The sequence below is a fragment of the Actinophytocola sp. genome (assembly GCF_045807065.1).
In the GTDB taxonomy this organism is placed as follows: domain Bacteria; phylum Actinomycetota; class Actinomycetes; order Mycobacteriales; family Pseudonocardiaceae; genus Actinophytocola.
In genome coordinates this window covers 1-14,504 of record NZ_JBJMIE010000182.1, presented here as the reverse complement: position 1 = coordinate 14,504, position 14,504 = coordinate 1, and the positions used below count along the sequence as shown (strand labels likewise).

At 70.4% G+C, this 14,504-nt stretch carries 16 protein-coding genes; 11 read left to right on the top strand and 5 right to left on the bottom strand.

The annotated features are described in order from the left end of the window. A partial coding sequence (locus ACJ73U_RS10595; RefSeq protein WP_407777386.1) for a glycoside hydrolase family 27 protein occupies positions 1-1,244 on the bottom strand: 1,244 nt, incomplete at its 3' end. Positions 1,245-1,757: 513 nt separating this feature from the next. On the opposite strand from ACJ73U_RS10595, the gene ACJ73U_RS10590 reads away from it, so the two are divergent. The 10 genes from ACJ73U_RS10590 to ACJ73U_RS10545 all read left to right on the top strand — a co-directional run bounded on the left by ACJ73U_RS10590 (position 1,758) and on the right by ACJ73U_RS10545 (position 10,550). Then, positions 1,758-2,210, top strand: coding sequence for a CBS domain-containing protein (locus ACJ73U_RS10590; RefSeq protein WP_407777385.1), 453 nt, complete (start codon positions 1,758-1,760; stop codon positions 2,208-2,210). A 16-nt stretch (positions 2,211-2,226) separates the two neighbouring features. After that, entirely contained in the window at positions 2,227-3,519 is a 1,293-nt protein-coding gene (locus ACJ73U_RS10585; protein WP_407777384.1) for an SLC13 family permease, read from the top strand. A 91-nt stretch (positions 3,520-3,610) separates the two neighbouring features. Further along, positions 3,611-4,561: a zinc-dependent alcohol dehydrogenase family protein gene (locus ACJ73U_RS10580; protein ID WP_407777383.1), complete on the top strand. Its 951-nt coding sequence runs from the start codon at positions 3,611-3,613 to the stop codon at positions 4,559-4,561. A gap of 225 nt (positions 4,562-4,786) precedes the next feature. Further along, complete coding sequence (locus ACJ73U_RS10575; RefSeq protein WP_407777382.1) at positions 4,787-5,239, top strand: hypothetical protein; 453 nt, start codon at positions 4,787-4,789, stop codon at positions 5,237-5,239. Further along, the gene (locus ACJ73U_RS10570) at positions 5,236-6,462 is read left to right on the top strand and encodes an NRAMP family divalent metal transporter (RefSeq protein ID WP_407777381.1); all 1,227 of its coding nucleotides are present in this window, start codon (positions 5,236-5,238) and stop codon (positions 6,460-6,462) included. Before ACJ73U_RS10575 ends, ACJ73U_RS10570 begins: the two co-directional genes overlap by 4 nt. Continuing rightward, a complete protein-coding gene (locus ACJ73U_RS10565) occupies positions 6,459-6,863 on the top strand; it encodes a hypothetical protein (RefSeq protein WP_407777380.1) in 405 nt (134 codons plus the stop codon). Before ACJ73U_RS10570 ends, ACJ73U_RS10565 begins: the two co-directional genes overlap by 4 nt. Further along, positions 6,850-7,122, top strand: a complete 273-nt coding sequence (locus ACJ73U_RS10560; protein ID WP_407777379.1) for a PRC-barrel domain containing protein — start codon at positions 6,850-6,852, stop codon at positions 7,120-7,122. The genes ACJ73U_RS10565 and ACJ73U_RS10560 overlap by 14 nt, the downstream gene beginning before the upstream one ends. A 331-nt stretch (positions 7,123-7,453) precedes the next feature. Further along, positions 7,454-8,209, top strand: a complete 756-nt coding sequence (locus tag ACJ73U_RS10555; protein ID WP_407777378.1) for an SDR family NAD(P)-dependent oxidoreductase — start codon at positions 7,454-7,456, stop codon at positions 8,207-8,209. A gap of 11 nt (positions 8,210-8,220) precedes the next feature. Further along, positions 8,221-9,093, top strand: a complete 873-nt coding sequence (locus ACJ73U_RS10550) for an ABC transporter substrate-binding protein (protein WP_407777377.1) — start codon at positions 8,221-8,223, stop codon at positions 9,091-9,093. Positions 9,094-9,182: 89 nt separating this feature from the next. After that, positions 9,183-10,550, top strand: a complete 1,368-nt coding sequence (locus ACJ73U_RS10545) for an NAD-dependent succinate-semialdehyde dehydrogenase (protein WP_407777376.1) — start codon at positions 9,183-9,185, stop codon at positions 10,548-10,550. 38 nt (positions 10,551-10,588) lie between these two features. Here ACJ73U_RS10545 and ACJ73U_RS10540 read toward each other — a convergent pair whose 3' ends face one another. From ACJ73U_RS10540 to ACJ73U_RS10530, 3 genes are all read right to left on the bottom strand, one after another. After that, positions 10,589-11,287, bottom strand: a complete 699-nt coding sequence (locus ACJ73U_RS10540; RefSeq protein WP_407777375.1) for a PASTA domain-containing protein — start codon at positions 11,285-11,287, stop codon at positions 10,589-10,591. Positions 11,288-11,514: 227 nt separating this feature from the next. Then, positions 11,515-11,895 carry a DUF1304 family protein gene (locus ACJ73U_RS10535; protein WP_407777374.1) on the bottom strand — a complete coding sequence of 127 codons (381 nt, stop codon included), beginning with the start codon at positions 11,893-11,895 and terminating at the stop codon, positions 11,515-11,517. After that, a complete protein-coding gene (locus tag ACJ73U_RS10530; protein WP_407777373.1) occupies positions 11,892-12,377 on the bottom strand; it encodes an SRPBCC domain-containing protein in 486 nt (161 codons plus the stop codon). Before ACJ73U_RS10530 ends, ACJ73U_RS10535 begins: the two co-directional genes overlap by 4 nt. An 82-nt stretch (positions 12,378-12,459) precedes the next feature. Between ACJ73U_RS10530 and ACJ73U_RS10525 the strand changes: the two genes are divergently transcribed. After that, entirely contained in the window at positions 12,460-13,197 is a 738-nt protein-coding gene (locus ACJ73U_RS10525; protein WP_407777372.1) for a TetR family transcriptional regulator, read from the top strand. Positions 13,198-13,379: 182 nt separating this feature from the next. Here ACJ73U_RS10525 and ACJ73U_RS10520 read toward each other — a convergent pair whose 3' ends face one another. Beyond that, complete coding sequence (locus ACJ73U_RS10520) at positions 13,380-13,727, bottom strand: helix-turn-helix domain-containing protein (RefSeq protein ID WP_407777371.1); 348 nt, start codon at positions 13,725-13,727, stop codon at positions 13,380-13,382. Positions 13,728-14,504: the final 777 nt, after the last annotated feature.

The window sequence follows — 14,504 nt, the reverse complement described above, 5'->3', positions numbered from 1 at the left end:
GCACGCGCGGGCACGCTGACCGTGTGACTGGTCGTCCTGCTCCCGAGATCGGCTGCGCTCCAGACGTCGCGCACGGTGGCGGTGCTCGCCAGGCCCAGGTCCGCGAACCGCACGGTGATGTTCGCGGTGGCGTTGGTGCGGTTGAGCGCGACCACGGCTCGGCGGCCGCTCCCCGCGAGCACCTTGCTGTACACCTGCTGCCCGGACACGTCCTGCGCGACCCTGACCCCCTGCCGACCGGCGGGGTCCTGGTCGATGGCGATGACTTCGCGGTTCGCCAGGATGTTCGCGGTCTCGGTGCTCATGGTGGCGAGGTTGTTGCCGGCCAGCAGCGGTGCGCCGGAGATGGCCCACAGGCTCAGGTGCGTCCGGTTCTGCGCGGCGCTGAAGCCGGGCATGCCGACGACGAGCATGTCCGGATCGTTGTAGTGCCCCGCGCTCTGGGCGCCGGGGTGCCGCGCGGCGTCGAAGTTGGCCAGCACCCGGTCCATCGACGGGCTCTCGCCCCAGAAGATGATGTCCCCGCTGGTGCGCCACATCGTCGCCATGCCGGGCGCCCAGTCCCACGGGTTCTGCTTGCCCCAGTCGCAGATCGACAGCACCATCGGGCGTCCGGTCCGCGCGGTCGCGCGGGCGGTCGCGTCGCTGATCGCCTGGTACGCGCCGCGGGCGTCGAGGCCTTCCGCGTCGCCGCCGCACCAGTCGACCTTGACGAAGTCGAAGCCCCACTGGGAGAACTGCAGGAAGTCCTGGTCGTAGTGCCCCTCACTGCCGGAACCCGGTGCCGCCGGCCGGCCCGTGGGGTAGTAGTAGCCGCAACCGTCCCGGCCGGCGTCGGTGTAGATGCCCGCCTTCAGGCCCTTGCCGTGGATGTAGTCCGCGATGGCCTTCATCCCGCCGGGCCACTCGTTCGTGTCGACCGTGATGTTGCCGGCCGCGTCCCGGGTGCCCTGCCACCAGCCCTCGTCGATGTTGACGTACTGGTAGCCCGCGTCCTTGAGCCCGCTCGACACCAGCGCGTCGGTCTGCGCCTTGATCACGCCGTAGTTGATCCGCGCCGCGAAGCTGTTCCACGACGCCCACCCCATCGGTGGACTCCCCACCACCGCGGCAGCACTGTCCGCTTCGGCCACATCGGCACCGGCCCTCGCCACGCCGGGGGACCCGACCGCCGGCCCGGTCAGCATGGCCGCCGCGGCCGTGGCCACCACCACTGCCGCCAGTCCACGACGCCGTTGACGCATTCCGTGATCATCCAGATCTCTTTTCCCGTCGGCAGCGACCGGACACTGGCGAGCACACACAGCTGTCTAGCACCTAGATTGTTAACGCTCACAGTTGTCTGATGTCAAGAGAGACGCCTGATTACGCGCTCCGAAACCATCTCAATGGGCCAGGAGGTGTCGGTTGGATCAAGGAGTTCCGCGCAAACGACAACCATCATGTGAGCGTTAACGGTCATCGCGGAGCGGGAGGCCTCCGCCGCGCCGGTGCGGTGACGGGCGCCGAACGGCCGGCGACGACACGGTTGGCGATGTCGCCGATGCCCTCGACGGTCACGGCGACCACGTCACCCCGGCCGGGGAGCCGTTGTTGCCCGGTTTGCGTCTCGTCGATCTTTGCGGCATTTTGATGGGTGGTGTGCCGGGAAGTCTGGTCGGCGTCCCGTCCTCGTTCGGGGGACGGGTGCACGACCGACTCCGGAGGTGGCATGTCGCCGGTCCACGACCGCGCTCGCGCCGTCGTACGCTGCGGGAGTGCACGCGAGCGAGATGGCCGAGGACTTCCCGGTGATCGGCGTCGAGGACGACGCCTGGACCGCGGTCACGCAGCTGGCCGAGAACCGGCTGCCCGGGCTGGTGGTCACCGACGAGGCCGGGCAGCCGCTGTCGATCCTGCCCACCTCGCAGGTGCTGCGGGTCCTCGTGCCCACCTACGTCCAGGACGACCCGTCGCTGGCCGGGGTGCTCACGGAGTCGATGGCCGACCGGATGTGCGAGAGGCTGCGGGGCAAGAAGGTCCGGGCGCTGCTCCGCGACGACATGCCGGAACTGGCCGTGGTGCGGGGCGACGACACGATCATCGAGGTCGCCGCGGTCATGGCGCGGTTGCGCTGCCCGCTGGCCGTGGTCATGCGGGGCCAGGAGCGGGTCGGGGTGATCACCGCATCCCGGCTGCTGCAGCTCGCGCTCAAGCCGGCACCGGAGTAACCACCGGGCGCCGGCCGTGAGCACCGGCATCGCGATCGCCGTCTTCGTGGTGGCCTACCTGCTCATCGCCACCGAGAAGGTCCCCAAGACCACCGCCGCACTGGGCGGCGCCGGGATCGTCCTCGGCCTCGGCGTGGTCGGCTCGACGGACGCCTTCTACTCCCACGACACCGGCGTCGACTGGGACGTCATCTTCCTGCTGCTCGGCATGATGATCATCGTCGGAGTGCTGCGCCGCACCGGCGTGTTCGAGTACACCGCGATCTGGGCGGCCAAACGCGCCAGGGGATCCCCGCTGCGGATCATGGTCCTGCTGGTGCTGATCACCGCGGTCGCCTCGGCGTTCCTCGACAACGTCACCACCGTGCTGCTCATCGCGCCAGTCACGTTGCTCGTGTGCGACCGGCTCGACATCAACCCCGTCCCGTTCCTCATCGCCGAGGTCTTCGCCTCGAACATCGGCGGCGCCGCCACCCTCATCGGCGACCCGCCGAACATCATCATCGGCAGCCGCGCAGGACTGTCCTTCAACGACTTCCTCGCCAACATGACACCGATCATCGCCGTCGAGCTCGCGGTGTTCACCCTGGTCCTGCCCCGGCTGTTCCGCGACTCGTTCACCGTCGACCCCGAACGCGCGGCCGGTGTCATGGAGCTGAACGAACGCGAGGCCATCGCCGACCCACGCCTGCTGGTCAAGTCCGGGGCCGTGCTGCTCGCGGTGTTCACCGCCTTCGTCACCCACTCCGTCCACCACGTCGCGCCCTCGGTCGTCGCGCTGCTCGGCGCCGGCGTCCTCGTCCTGCTCTCCCGCAGCAGGCCCAAGGACTACCTGGCCGGCGTCGAGTGGGAGACCCTGCTGTTCTTCGCCGGCCTCTTCGTCATGATCGGCGCCCTGGTCAAGACCGGCGTCATCGCCGACCTGGCCGAACTCGCCGCCCGCGCCACCGGCGACAACGCCCTCACCGCCACCATGCTCATCCTCGCCGTGTCCGCGATCCTGTCCGGGATCATCGACAACATCCCCTACGTCGCCACCATGAGCCCACTCGTCGCCGACCTCGCCACCCACATCCACAACCCCACCCACGCCGAAGCACTGTGGTGGTCCCTCGCCCTGGGCGCCGACCTCGGCGGCAACATGACCGCCATCGGCGCCAGCGCCAACGTCGTCGTCCTCGGCATCGCCCTGCGCAACGACACCCCCATCTCCTTCTGGGAGTTCACCCGGAAGGGCGTCGTCGTCACCGCCGTCACCATCGCCGTGGCCGCGCCCTACCTGTGGCTGCGCTACTTCGTCCTCACCTGAGAGCGGCACCCCGCAGGCCACCGCTGATCAGGGCGAACGCGACCCCCGCCGGGCTCGTTTGGCCGGTCCGACGCCGGGTAGCCGACGTGCCATGGCGACACGAGCAGTGGTGATCGAGGAGTTCGGCGGCCCCGAGGTGCTCAACCTCAGCGAGGTCGAGCGGCCCGCGCCGGGGCCCGGCCAGGTGCTCGTCCGGGTCATGGCCTCGGGCACCAACCCCGTGGAAGCGAAGATCCGGCAGGGCAAGGCCATTCCCGACCTGCCGCTGCCCGCGGTGCTCGGGGGCGACGTGTCCGGCGTGGTCGAGGCGCTGGGTGCCGGCGTCACCGGCCTGTCCCCCGGCGACGAGGTCTACTACACCCCGGAGCTGAACTCGCGGGCCGGGAGCTACGCCGACTACAACGTCGTCGCCGCGGACATCGTCGCACCCAAGCCGCGCAACCTCAGCCACGTCGAAGCGGCCGCGATCCCGTTGGCCGGCGGCACCGCCTGGGAGGCGATCGTCCGCCGCCTGGCCGTACGTCCCGGCGAGACCGTCCTCGTCCACGCCGGCGCCGGTGGCGTCGGCTCCTTCGCCGTGCAGTTCGCCGTGGCCGCCGGCGCCCGGGTCCTCGCGACCGCGGGCACCGACCACCAGCAACTGCTCACCGACCTAGGCGCCACCGCCGTCGACTACAGGACCCAGGACGTCGTCGACGTCGCACTCGACCACACGAACGGCGCCGGTGTCGACGCCGTGCTCGACCTCGTCGGCGGCGAGAACGTGGTGGCCAGCGCGACCGCCACCCGACCGTTCGGCAGGATCGCCACCGTGCTGGCCCCCGCGGGTGAGCTCACCCCGCTCTACCACCGCAACCAGCAGCTGCACGGCATCATGCTCACCCGCGAACGCCGCCGTCTCGAGGAGATGACACCCCTGTTCGAACGCGGCCAGGTCCGGCCCGTGGTCACGGAGGTCCTCCCGCTCGAGGAGGTCCGCAAGGCCCACGAACGGCTCGACTCCGGCCACGGCACCGGCAAGACCGTCCTCGACCTCGCCTGACCACCGACCCGACGAAAGCCAAGGACGTGTCGCCGCCGTCGATCGACGACGTCCAGGACTGACCCGCCACGACCGGGGACCTCAGTCGTCGGCCGGCCGGCGTCCGGTTGGTTGGCCGCATGCCACCCGCTATCTCAGTCCTGTCCGTCGGTTTTGACGGGAAAGTGCTTTGTTTCTGTGGCATGACATTCAGCGAAAGAGGTGTGCCGCGAGTATTTTGTGGCCATGATCGGTCGATCAGGCGTGGTGTGGCTGGTCGGGGTGACGCTGGTCCTGGTCGCTTTCGCGGTTCCGGTCGTGTTGCCCACCAGCTTCGACGACTACCGGGTCGTGGCCGTGCGGGCGGCGCAGGACGCGCTGGGGCAGGTGCGCACGGTCGGGTTGGTGGTGGAGGCCGATCTCGAGGGACGTGTGCTGGCGCCGTACGTGACTCAGGTGTTGTGGCAGGCGAGGGACACGGTGGGGACGGCGCAGAGCGACCTGGCCGGTGAGGAGGTCCCCGACGAGCGGGCGGGTGCGCTCCAGCGGCAGATCGTTCCGCTGTTGGCCGAGTCGGTGCGGCGGGTGAACGAGGCCGGTCTGGCGGTGGACCGGGACGAGCGGGCCATGCGGGGTGCGGTGCGGGCGCTGCGGGACCTGGGTGAGCGGCTCCGGGCCTTCGTGGACGGTCACCGGTGAAGCGCCTGTTCGCGATCACGCTGGGGATCCTCACCGCGATCGGCGGGTTCGTCGACATCGGTGACCTGGTCGCCAACTCCGAGGCCGGCGCCCGCTTCGGGATGCGGCTGGCGTGGGTCGTGGTGGTGGGTGTGGTCGGGATCTGTGTGTACGCCGAGATGGCCAGCCGGGTCGCGGCGGTGAGCAGGCGGCCGGTGTTCGACCTGGTCCGGGAGCGGCTGGGGGCCAGGATCGCGCTGGTCAACCTCACGGGTTCCTACCTGATCACCCTGATGACGCTCGGCGCGGAGATCGGCGGTGTCGCGCTGGCCCTGCACCTGGCCAGCAGCGTGCACTACCTGCTGTGGGTGCCGCTGGCCGCGGTCGCGGTGTGGGTGGTGCTGTGGCGGGTGAAGTTCGAGAACCTGGAACGGTTCTTCGGGCTGCTCGGCCTCACCCTGGTCGTGTTCGTGGTCGCGCTGTTCGCGTTGCACACCGACTGGTCGCGGCTGGGCGGGGAGCTGACGAATGGGCCGCCGGAGTCGGAGAGCTGGGCCACCTACGGCTACTTCACCGTCGCGTTGTTCGCGGCCGCGATGACACCGTACGAGGTGTTCTTCCTGTCCTCCGGTGGTGTGGAGGAGAACTGGACGCGCAGGGACCTGGTGACCGCCCGGGCCAACGTGTTCGTCGGCTTCCCGCTGGGCGGGGTGCTGTCGCTGGCGTTGATGGGGTGCGCGGCGGTGGTGTTCGAGCCGCTGTCGGTCTCGGTCGACAGCATCGGGCAGACCGTGCTCCCGGTCGCCCTGGCGCTGGGCAAGGTCGGTCTGGCGGTCGTGATCATCGGTGTGTTCGCCGCGACGTTCGGCGCGGCGTTGGAGACCGGGCTGTCCAGCGGCTACACGGTCGCGCAGTACTTCGGCTGGGAATGGGGCAAACGGGTCGCACCGCGGCAGGCCGCCCGGTTCCACACCGTCGTGCTCACCAGCGTCGTGCTGGGCGCCGCCCTGTTGCTCACGACGATCGATCCGGTGCAGCTCACCGAGTACTCGCTGGTGTTCTCCGCGGTCGTGCTGCCGCTGACCTACCTGCCGATCCTGGTGGTGGCCAACGATCGCGACTACCTCGGCGACCAGGTCAACGGACGCGTGCGCAACCTGCTCGGCGTCACGTTCCTCGTGATCATCCTGATCGTCGCCGTCGCAGCCATCCCCCTGATGATCATCACCGGAGCCGGCCAATGACCGACCGACACGAGCGACCGGATCCGCTGCGGATCGACTTCCACCTGCTGGACCGGCAGATCGTCGACCTGGCGGGCGGGAAGATCGGCAAGGTGGACGACGTCGAGCTCGACGTCGACGACGCGGGCCGCGTCACCATCGCCGCCCTGCTCGTCGGCCAGCAGCCGCTCGGTGAACGCATCGGCGGCTGGTTCGGGCGTTGGATCGCGGCACTCGCCCGCCGCATGCGCTCGGCGTCCGACCCCCCTCCGTTGCGCATCCCCTTCCAGGACGTGACCGAGATCGGTAGCCACATCACCATCGGGCTGCGCCGAGAACTGTACGACACGCCCCCGCTGGAACGCTGGCTGCGCGACCGGGTGATCGGCCGCATCCCGGGAGCCCGCGATGCGCGCCAGTGAACTGTTGGGCAGCACCGCCTACGACACCGCCGGCCGCCCCCTGGGGAAGATCGCGGACCTGATCACCACTCCGGCGCCGGACGGCACCTACGAGATCACCGCCGCGCTCGTCACCCCGAGCCACCGCGGCCGGCTCCTCGGCTACGAGCGCCCCGGCATCCAGACGCCGTGGCTGCTCAACCGCCTCGCCATCCTCATCCACCGCGGCAGCAGGGAAATCCCCTGGGCGCAGCTCCGCCTCGATCCCCCACCCGACTGACCCCGCCACCACTGATCGACTGTCTACTTGAGACAACTCTGTTCGGGTCCACCGCAAGCACGGCCTACGACCGCTTCTTTGACAGCGCGGGGGCGGCGGAGCACTCTTGAGGCTGTGAAACGGAACTAGTTTCCTCGGTCTCCACGCGCGGCGTGCCGAGAAGACGATCTACCGCCGTTTCCCCGACAGCGCGGCCTGCTGACCGCGGTCCCCGGACCGGCACGCCGGCGCGGCTGAACTCGCGGTCGCCACGCGAACTCGACCACACCGCGGCCGTCGACACGTGCTCCACGGGGCGATCCGCCCCGGACGGCGAACAGGAGGCAGGCCCGTGACCGGGACAACCGGCAGAGTGGCACTGGTGACCGGGTCCAGCAGCGGAATCGGCGCGGCCACCGCGCGCCTGCTGGCCGCGCGGGGAATGCGGGTGGTGGTCAACTACCTCCACAGCGACGTGGCGGCCGACGAGGTCGTGGCCGGCATCGGGGCCGAAGGCGGCCACGCGATGGCCGTGCGGGCCGACGTGCGTGAACCAACGGCGGTCGAGAGCATGATCGAGCGCGTCGGCACGGCCTGGGGCGGCGTCGACGTGCTCGTGCACAACGCGCTCACCCCGTATGCGATCAAGCCGTTCCGGGACATGACGTGGGAGGAACTGGGCGGCAAGCTCGACGACGAGATGCGTGCCGCGTTCGTGGTCACCAAGGCGGTCCTGCCCGCGATGACCGACCAGGGCTGGGGACGGATCATCTACCTCGGCACCGGCCTCAGCCGCCGGCCCCGCGAGGGCATGATCGCGCTGGGCACGGCCAAGGCCGCGCTGACGCAGTTCTCCCGGTACCTCGCCCAGGAGCTGGGTCCGCGGGGCATCACGGTCAACGTCGTCGAGCCCGGCCCGGTGGCCGAGACCAGGATCTCGCAGGTGCTCGACGAGCAGCAGACGCGGCGGCAGGTGGCCGCCACCCCGCTGGGCCGCCTGGTCCGCCCGGTCGACGTCGCCCAGGCGGTCGCCTTCTACGCCAGCGAGGACAGCGCCTTCATGACCGGCTCCACGGCCGCGGTCAACGGCGGAATGGCCATGTACTGAGAAAGGCGCCCATGCACACCATCGATCTCGCCTACGTGGGACGGGGCCTGCACGAGGAACTGGCCGCCTACGTCGCCGACCAGCAGGGCTTCTACGCCGACGAGGACGTCCGGGTCGCACTGCACGACGGCGGCGCCTGGGACGAGGACCGGCTGCGCCGCGGCGCGAGCATCGGGCTCGGCCGGGCAGTGCTGTCCCGACTGACCGGGGGTGTCCCCTGGGTCGCGCTCAACGTCAACACCGACCGCCCGCTGTTCTGGTTCCTCGCCCGCCCCGGCCTGACCTCCCTGACGGACCTGGCCGGTCGACGGCTGGCGGTGCACGCCCCGCACACCGCGCCCGGGTGCTTCGCGCGGATCGTGCTGCGCCGGGCGGGTCTCGACCCGGACCGTGACATCGACACCGTCGTCCGGACGCCCGGCGACTACGGCATGGACCTGCGCCAACTGCGTGACGGCACGATCGACGCCGCGTTCGTCGGCAGCACCATGGCACCGGAGGCGGTGGCCGCGGAGTGCGGCTGGCGCGTGCTGGCCTGGGTCGGGGACCACTTCCGGATCCCCACCGTGGGCGTGGCCGTCGACCCCACCCACCTGCGGCCGGACGACCCCGCGGTGCGGGCCGTCGTCCGCGCCCACCGGCGGGCCCTGCGGATGATCCACGACGATCCCGACACCACGGTGAAGCACATCCGGACGTTCCTCGGCCGGCACACCGCGGCGGAGGCCCGCGCCCACTACGAGACGTTCATCGCCCCGTACTTCACCACCGACGGCCAGGCCGACCTCTCCGTCGCCGACGCCGCGATCACCGCGGTCGCCGCCGAGCTGGGCGTCCCCGCCACCGTCACCGCGGCCGAGTTCTACCGCCCCCTGGACGACTGAGTTCTCCTGATCCCGTGGTGGTCGGTGTCCAGACGTGGAAGTGGGCGTGCACGCGGTGTCGGACGGCGGTCGCAGGGGTAGCCTCCGGCATGGCTATCGAGAGCGTGAATCCGGCCACCGGGGAGACGTCGCGGTCCTTCGAGCCGCTCACCGACGAGCAGCTCGACGAGAAGCTCGGGAAGGCCGCCGACGCGTTTCGCGACTGGCGGCGCACCTCCTACGACGAACGGGCCGCGCTGTTGCGGCGCACCGCCGACCTCCTCGACGAGGAGGCCGAGGACCTCGGCCGGCTCGCCACCCTGGAGATGGGCAAGACGCTCGCGGCGGCGGTGGCCGAGGTGCGCAAGTCCGCCAAGGGGTGCCGCTGGTACGCCGACCACGGGCCCGACATGCTCGCCGACGAGCCGTGGCCCGTCGAGGGCGCCAACGTCTTCACCCGCTACGAGCCGCTCGGGCCGGTGCTCGCCATCATGCCGTGGAACTTCCCGTACTGGCAGGTGTTCCGCTTCATCGCGCCCGCGTTGGTGGCCGGGAACACCGGCCTGCTCAAGCACGCCTCGAACGTGCCGCAGGTCGCGCTGAGGATCGAGGACGTCCTGCGCCGCGCGGGCTGCCCCGACGGCGTGTTCCAGACGCTGCTCGTCTCCTCCGGCGCGATCGAGGGGATCATCGACGACGACCGGGTCCGGGCCGTCACGCTCACCGGCAGCGAGCCCGCCGGTCGCGCGGTCGCGGCGGCCGCCGGGCGCAACATCAAGACGAGCGTGCTGGAGCTGGGCGGCAGCGACGTCTTCATCGTGATGCCGTCGGCCGACCTGGACGACGCCGTCGCCAACGCGGTCACCTCCCGGCTCCTCAACAACGGCCAGTCCTGTGTCAACGCGAAGCGTTTCGTGCTGCACCGCGACATCGCGGCGGAGTTCACCGAGAAGTTCGTCGCCCGGATGGCCGCGCAGAAGGTCGGCGACCCGATGGCCGAGGACACCGACCTCGGTCCACTGTCCACACCGGACGGGCTGGAGACGCTGCACCAGCAGGTGACGGACACGGTCAAGGCCGGCGCCCGCCTGCTCACCGGCGGCGAGCCGCTCGACGGCCCCGGCAACTTCTACCCGCCGACCGTCCTGACCGACATCCCCGACGGCTCCCCCGGCCACCGCGAGGAGTTCTTCGGGCCGGTGGCACTGGTGTGGGAGGCCGCGGACGCCGACGAGGCCATCCGCATCGCGAACGACTCGACGTTCGGCCTCGGCGGCAGCGCGTGGACCACCGACCCGGAGGAACAACAGCGGTTCGTGTCCGAGGTCGAGACGGGCATGATGTACATCAACAAGTTCACCGAGTCCACCCCCGAGGTCCCGTTCGGCGGCGCGAAGAACTCCGGCTACGGCCGAGAGCTGGCCACCTTCGGCGCCCGCTCCTTCGTGAACCCGAAGACGGTGTGGATCGCGGGCTGAGCCACCAGGTCCGCGGCGTCGCCGCGGACCTGGTGGCTTCACACGGCCTGGTCGGTGACCTCGTCCCGCATCTTGGCACCGGGCACCGGGTCCGGCACGGGCCGGCGCGGTTCACGCACGCCGGCGCCACCACCACGACGTGACAGCCACAGCTTGACGGTGGTCCCCGGCGACACCTTCGCCCCCGCCTCGGGACTCTGGTCGACCACCACCTCGCCTGGCCGGGGGTCCGTGATCCGTGGCGGCCCGTCCGACTCCGCGTCGACACCGATGAGGCCGTTGACACTCAACAACTGCCTCGCGTCGGGCCAGGACGAACCGACCACGTCCGGCACGATCACCGAGGACCGCCGGCGCCGCTCCCGCGCCTGCGCCGACAGTTCGACCGCGGCACCCGTCACCGGGTCATGCCGGGTCCCACCGGCCGGGGCAGCGGCGTCGGCGGCGTTGTCGGCGGCGTTGTCGTCGACATCGCGCCACCGCTCCCAGGCTGACTGCCGCGTCACGCCGAGCCGAACCGCGATCTCCGACCACGACCGGCCCTGCCGGCGCGCACTGCGCACCGCCTCGAACTCCGCCTGGTCCAACAGCCGCCGCACCAGGCCGACGTCGCCCAACGCCCGCAGGGCGCCGTCAGCGTCGAGCGGGCGCGCGCTATGCACGTCATTCTCCAACTGGTTCCACTCCGCGAGCCGGCGCCACGCCTGCCGGCCCTCGATCCACGGGTCCTCGGCCATGCATGTCAGGGTAGCCTGACACGCAGGCCGACACGGCGCGATTTCGCGCTGGGCGAAGGACGTAGGCCGGCCACGATTCACTGAGTGTCGGCTGGTCCGGCTGTCCCGAGGCCGATGACCATGCGCTGACCCCGGCGTCTCCGGTGGCCGCGCGTGGGATCGCCGGCTCCGGGCCGCGGCACCTGGCGGCAGCGGCTGCCGCGTCCGATCGGGCGGTGGCGTTCGGGTCAGGCCAGGACGGCGATGACGGTGGCCAGGGCGGGTGCGCCCTGGCCGATCAGGCCGGCGATCCGCGCTCGGCGGGGGTCGAAGGCGACCAGGGCCGCGCTCGCGGCGAGCATGGACGCGCCGGCCGCCAGGACGAGGGCTCGGCCGGCAGCGGTGGCGCCCAGGTGCACCGCCGCCACGCCGGCCAGCGTCTGCAGGGCCAGGAGCGCGTTGTAGCAGCCCTGGTGGAACGCCCAGGGGCGAACCGCGGCGAGGTCGGCGGCACGCACCTCGAACATGGCGTGCACGTCAGGGCGGCGGAAGCGAACGCTTTCCATCGTGAAGATCCACAGGTGCACGAGTGCCGCGACGAGCGCCAGTGCCTGGGCGAGGACGTTCACCGGGACTTCGTCAGCCGCAGCGGCGCGCCCGGACGCAGCGCGCCGGTCTCGTCCAGCTCGGCGAGCAGGGCCGGCACTCCGACGGTGAGCATCCTGGTCCGGACCGAACCCAGCAGCCTGGCCATCGCGAACCCGCCGATCCCGGTGAACCCGGTGTGGTGGTAGGTGAACCGGGTGCCCTCGGACGTCGGCTCCAGCCGGTAGAGCACGTGGCTGGGTGTCTCGCCTTCCGCGCCGACCCAGGTGTAGCGGAGCAGCTCCTGGTCCTGGACCTCCAGCACCTCGCAGTCGACGATCCCCCGCCAGCCGGGCATCGGCTTGGCGACGAACTGGAACCGGTTGCCGACCACGGGCCGGAACCCGACGGCGCGAGCGCCCTTGCCGGTCGAGGTCCAGTACGGGATCAGGTCCGGGTCGGTCATCGCCCGCCACACCTTCAGGGGCGAGTGCGGGTAGTCCCGAACGATGTGGATCTGGGCCATGGTGGCTCCTCGGCTCGAAAGATTCAGCAGCTATAAAAGTACTGTAGCAGTAGTTTTCTTGCCGCTGAAGTAGGCTGGTCCCATGGCACCGACGGGAACCGGCCAGTCGGCCGGGGAAGGGTTGCGCGAGCGCAAGAAGCGCGCGATGCGCCAGCAGCTGTCCGACACCGCCGCGCGGATGTTCCTCGAGCGCGGGTTCGACGCCGTCCGCGTGGCCGACGTCGGCGAGGCGTGCGGGGTGTCCCAGAAGACGGTCTTCAACTACTTCCCGAGCAAGGAGGCGCTGCTGCTGGACCGGCTGGAGGTGACGGCCGACGCGTTGCGCACCCACCTGTCGAACCCGGCGCTACCCCCGGTGACCGCGATGCTGAAGGTTCTCGACGACGAGCTGCACGGTCTCGCCGCGAGCGTCGCCGCCCGCGGTGACCAGGACGACGCGCTGGCCCAGTACCGCAGGTTCGGCGACCTGATCCGGGACACCCCTTCCCTGCGGGCGTACCAGAGCGACGTCGCCGACCGGTTCGTCGACGTCGCCGCCGACGTGCTCGCCACCCGGGCGCGCCTGCGGCCCGACGATCCCGAACCCCAGATCGCCGCCGCCGCGCTCCTCGGGCTGTGGCGGGTCCAGTTCCGCGCCCTCCGCGCCCATCTGCGCCCCGGCCACCCACTGCCGGACGCGATCGCCGCCGTGACCCGGGAGGTCCGCCGGGCCGCCCGGCTGATCGAGGACGGGCTGACCGCGTTCCCGGACGGCACGAACCCGGCCGACCCCGAGGCCGGGGATCCCACCCGGGACCGTCGAGCACGATCACACCGTTGACGAAGAGAATCGGGCGAGCTGCCATGGGCCAGGACACGTCCCAGCTGCGCGGCGCACTGTTTACGCGACGGTCGTAGCTCCAGGTCGTGGCCAATACCACGACAGGGACCAGTTCGAGGGTCGGCGTCGACGGGGCTGGTTCCGATGCCGGTGTGCCGCGGTGCGACGGCACACCGCGGGGCTCAGTCGGAGGATTGAAGCTCGCTGTTGCGTTGCTGGGCTTCGTGGAGTTGGTCTTCGAGGGTGATGATGCGGCAGGCCGCGTCGATGGGGGTGCCCTGGTTGACCAGTTCCCGGACGCGTGCGGCCATGCGCAGTTGGTAGCGGGAGTAGCGGCGGTGCCCGCCGCTGGATCGTTCCGGCTGGATCAGCCCGTGCTCGTCGAGGCTGCGCAGGAATCCCTGGGTGGTACCGAGCATCTCCGCGGCCCGACCCATGGTGTAGGCGGGGTAATGCTCGTCATCGAACTTGTCACTGTCGAATTTCTTGCCCGCGCTTGGCGCGGCTGGGTCGGGTTGGTGAGGGATCATTCCACCTCCACATCACAAGGACCCTGGTGCCGTGCACAGCACCAGGGTCCCCGGGTTTGGGTTTCACCATTGTCTACCGACCGTGTGGCCGGTTTCTTGCACCCGCGTTGTCCGGGCGAGACACGGACCGTGCGGGGATCGCATAACTGTAACCGAGAACCACCTACCAATCTGATGGGCCTGCGGTACCCGCCCGGCTTGATATCGCCATGGCGGGCGATCCAATGATGCGCCCTTTCCCTTCCTTTTCCGTGTTTCCTTACCTGGCACTGCTACGAGCATCACGGCCCGGCGCCCTGTGTTCTGACCGGTCCCCGGGTACGTGACGTCGCTGGTCAGGTGCGCCGGTGCCCTTCACTGACCGGCGCCGGCACACCTGACCGCCTTCGCTACTACTCACTACTACCTACCACTACCTCGCGAGCGCACTGGCTCCGCCCGCGTCTTGCACTTCCTACCGGTCACCAGCCGAAACCCTGGTCTAACGCGTGGGTTCCGCGCGGTCTGACCGCCTTGTCTCACTTCGCGGGTAGTTCCGTCATCTCCCGCGCCTGCTTGACGTTGTCTTTTTCGGTACGAGGAGAACAGTACACCCTGCCGTCGCAGAATGTCTACCCCCGCCGCACCAGATTTGTTTCGGTGTCCGGTTGGGCCGCGACGCGGGCGCCCGCGTCGCGGCACCGCGTCACTCGCGACGGTCGCGTTGCTGGTGTGATCGGCCGTCCATGGTCAGGACGGGAACATGGCGGGCTCGCCTTCGTGGCGGAGTGCTTCGAG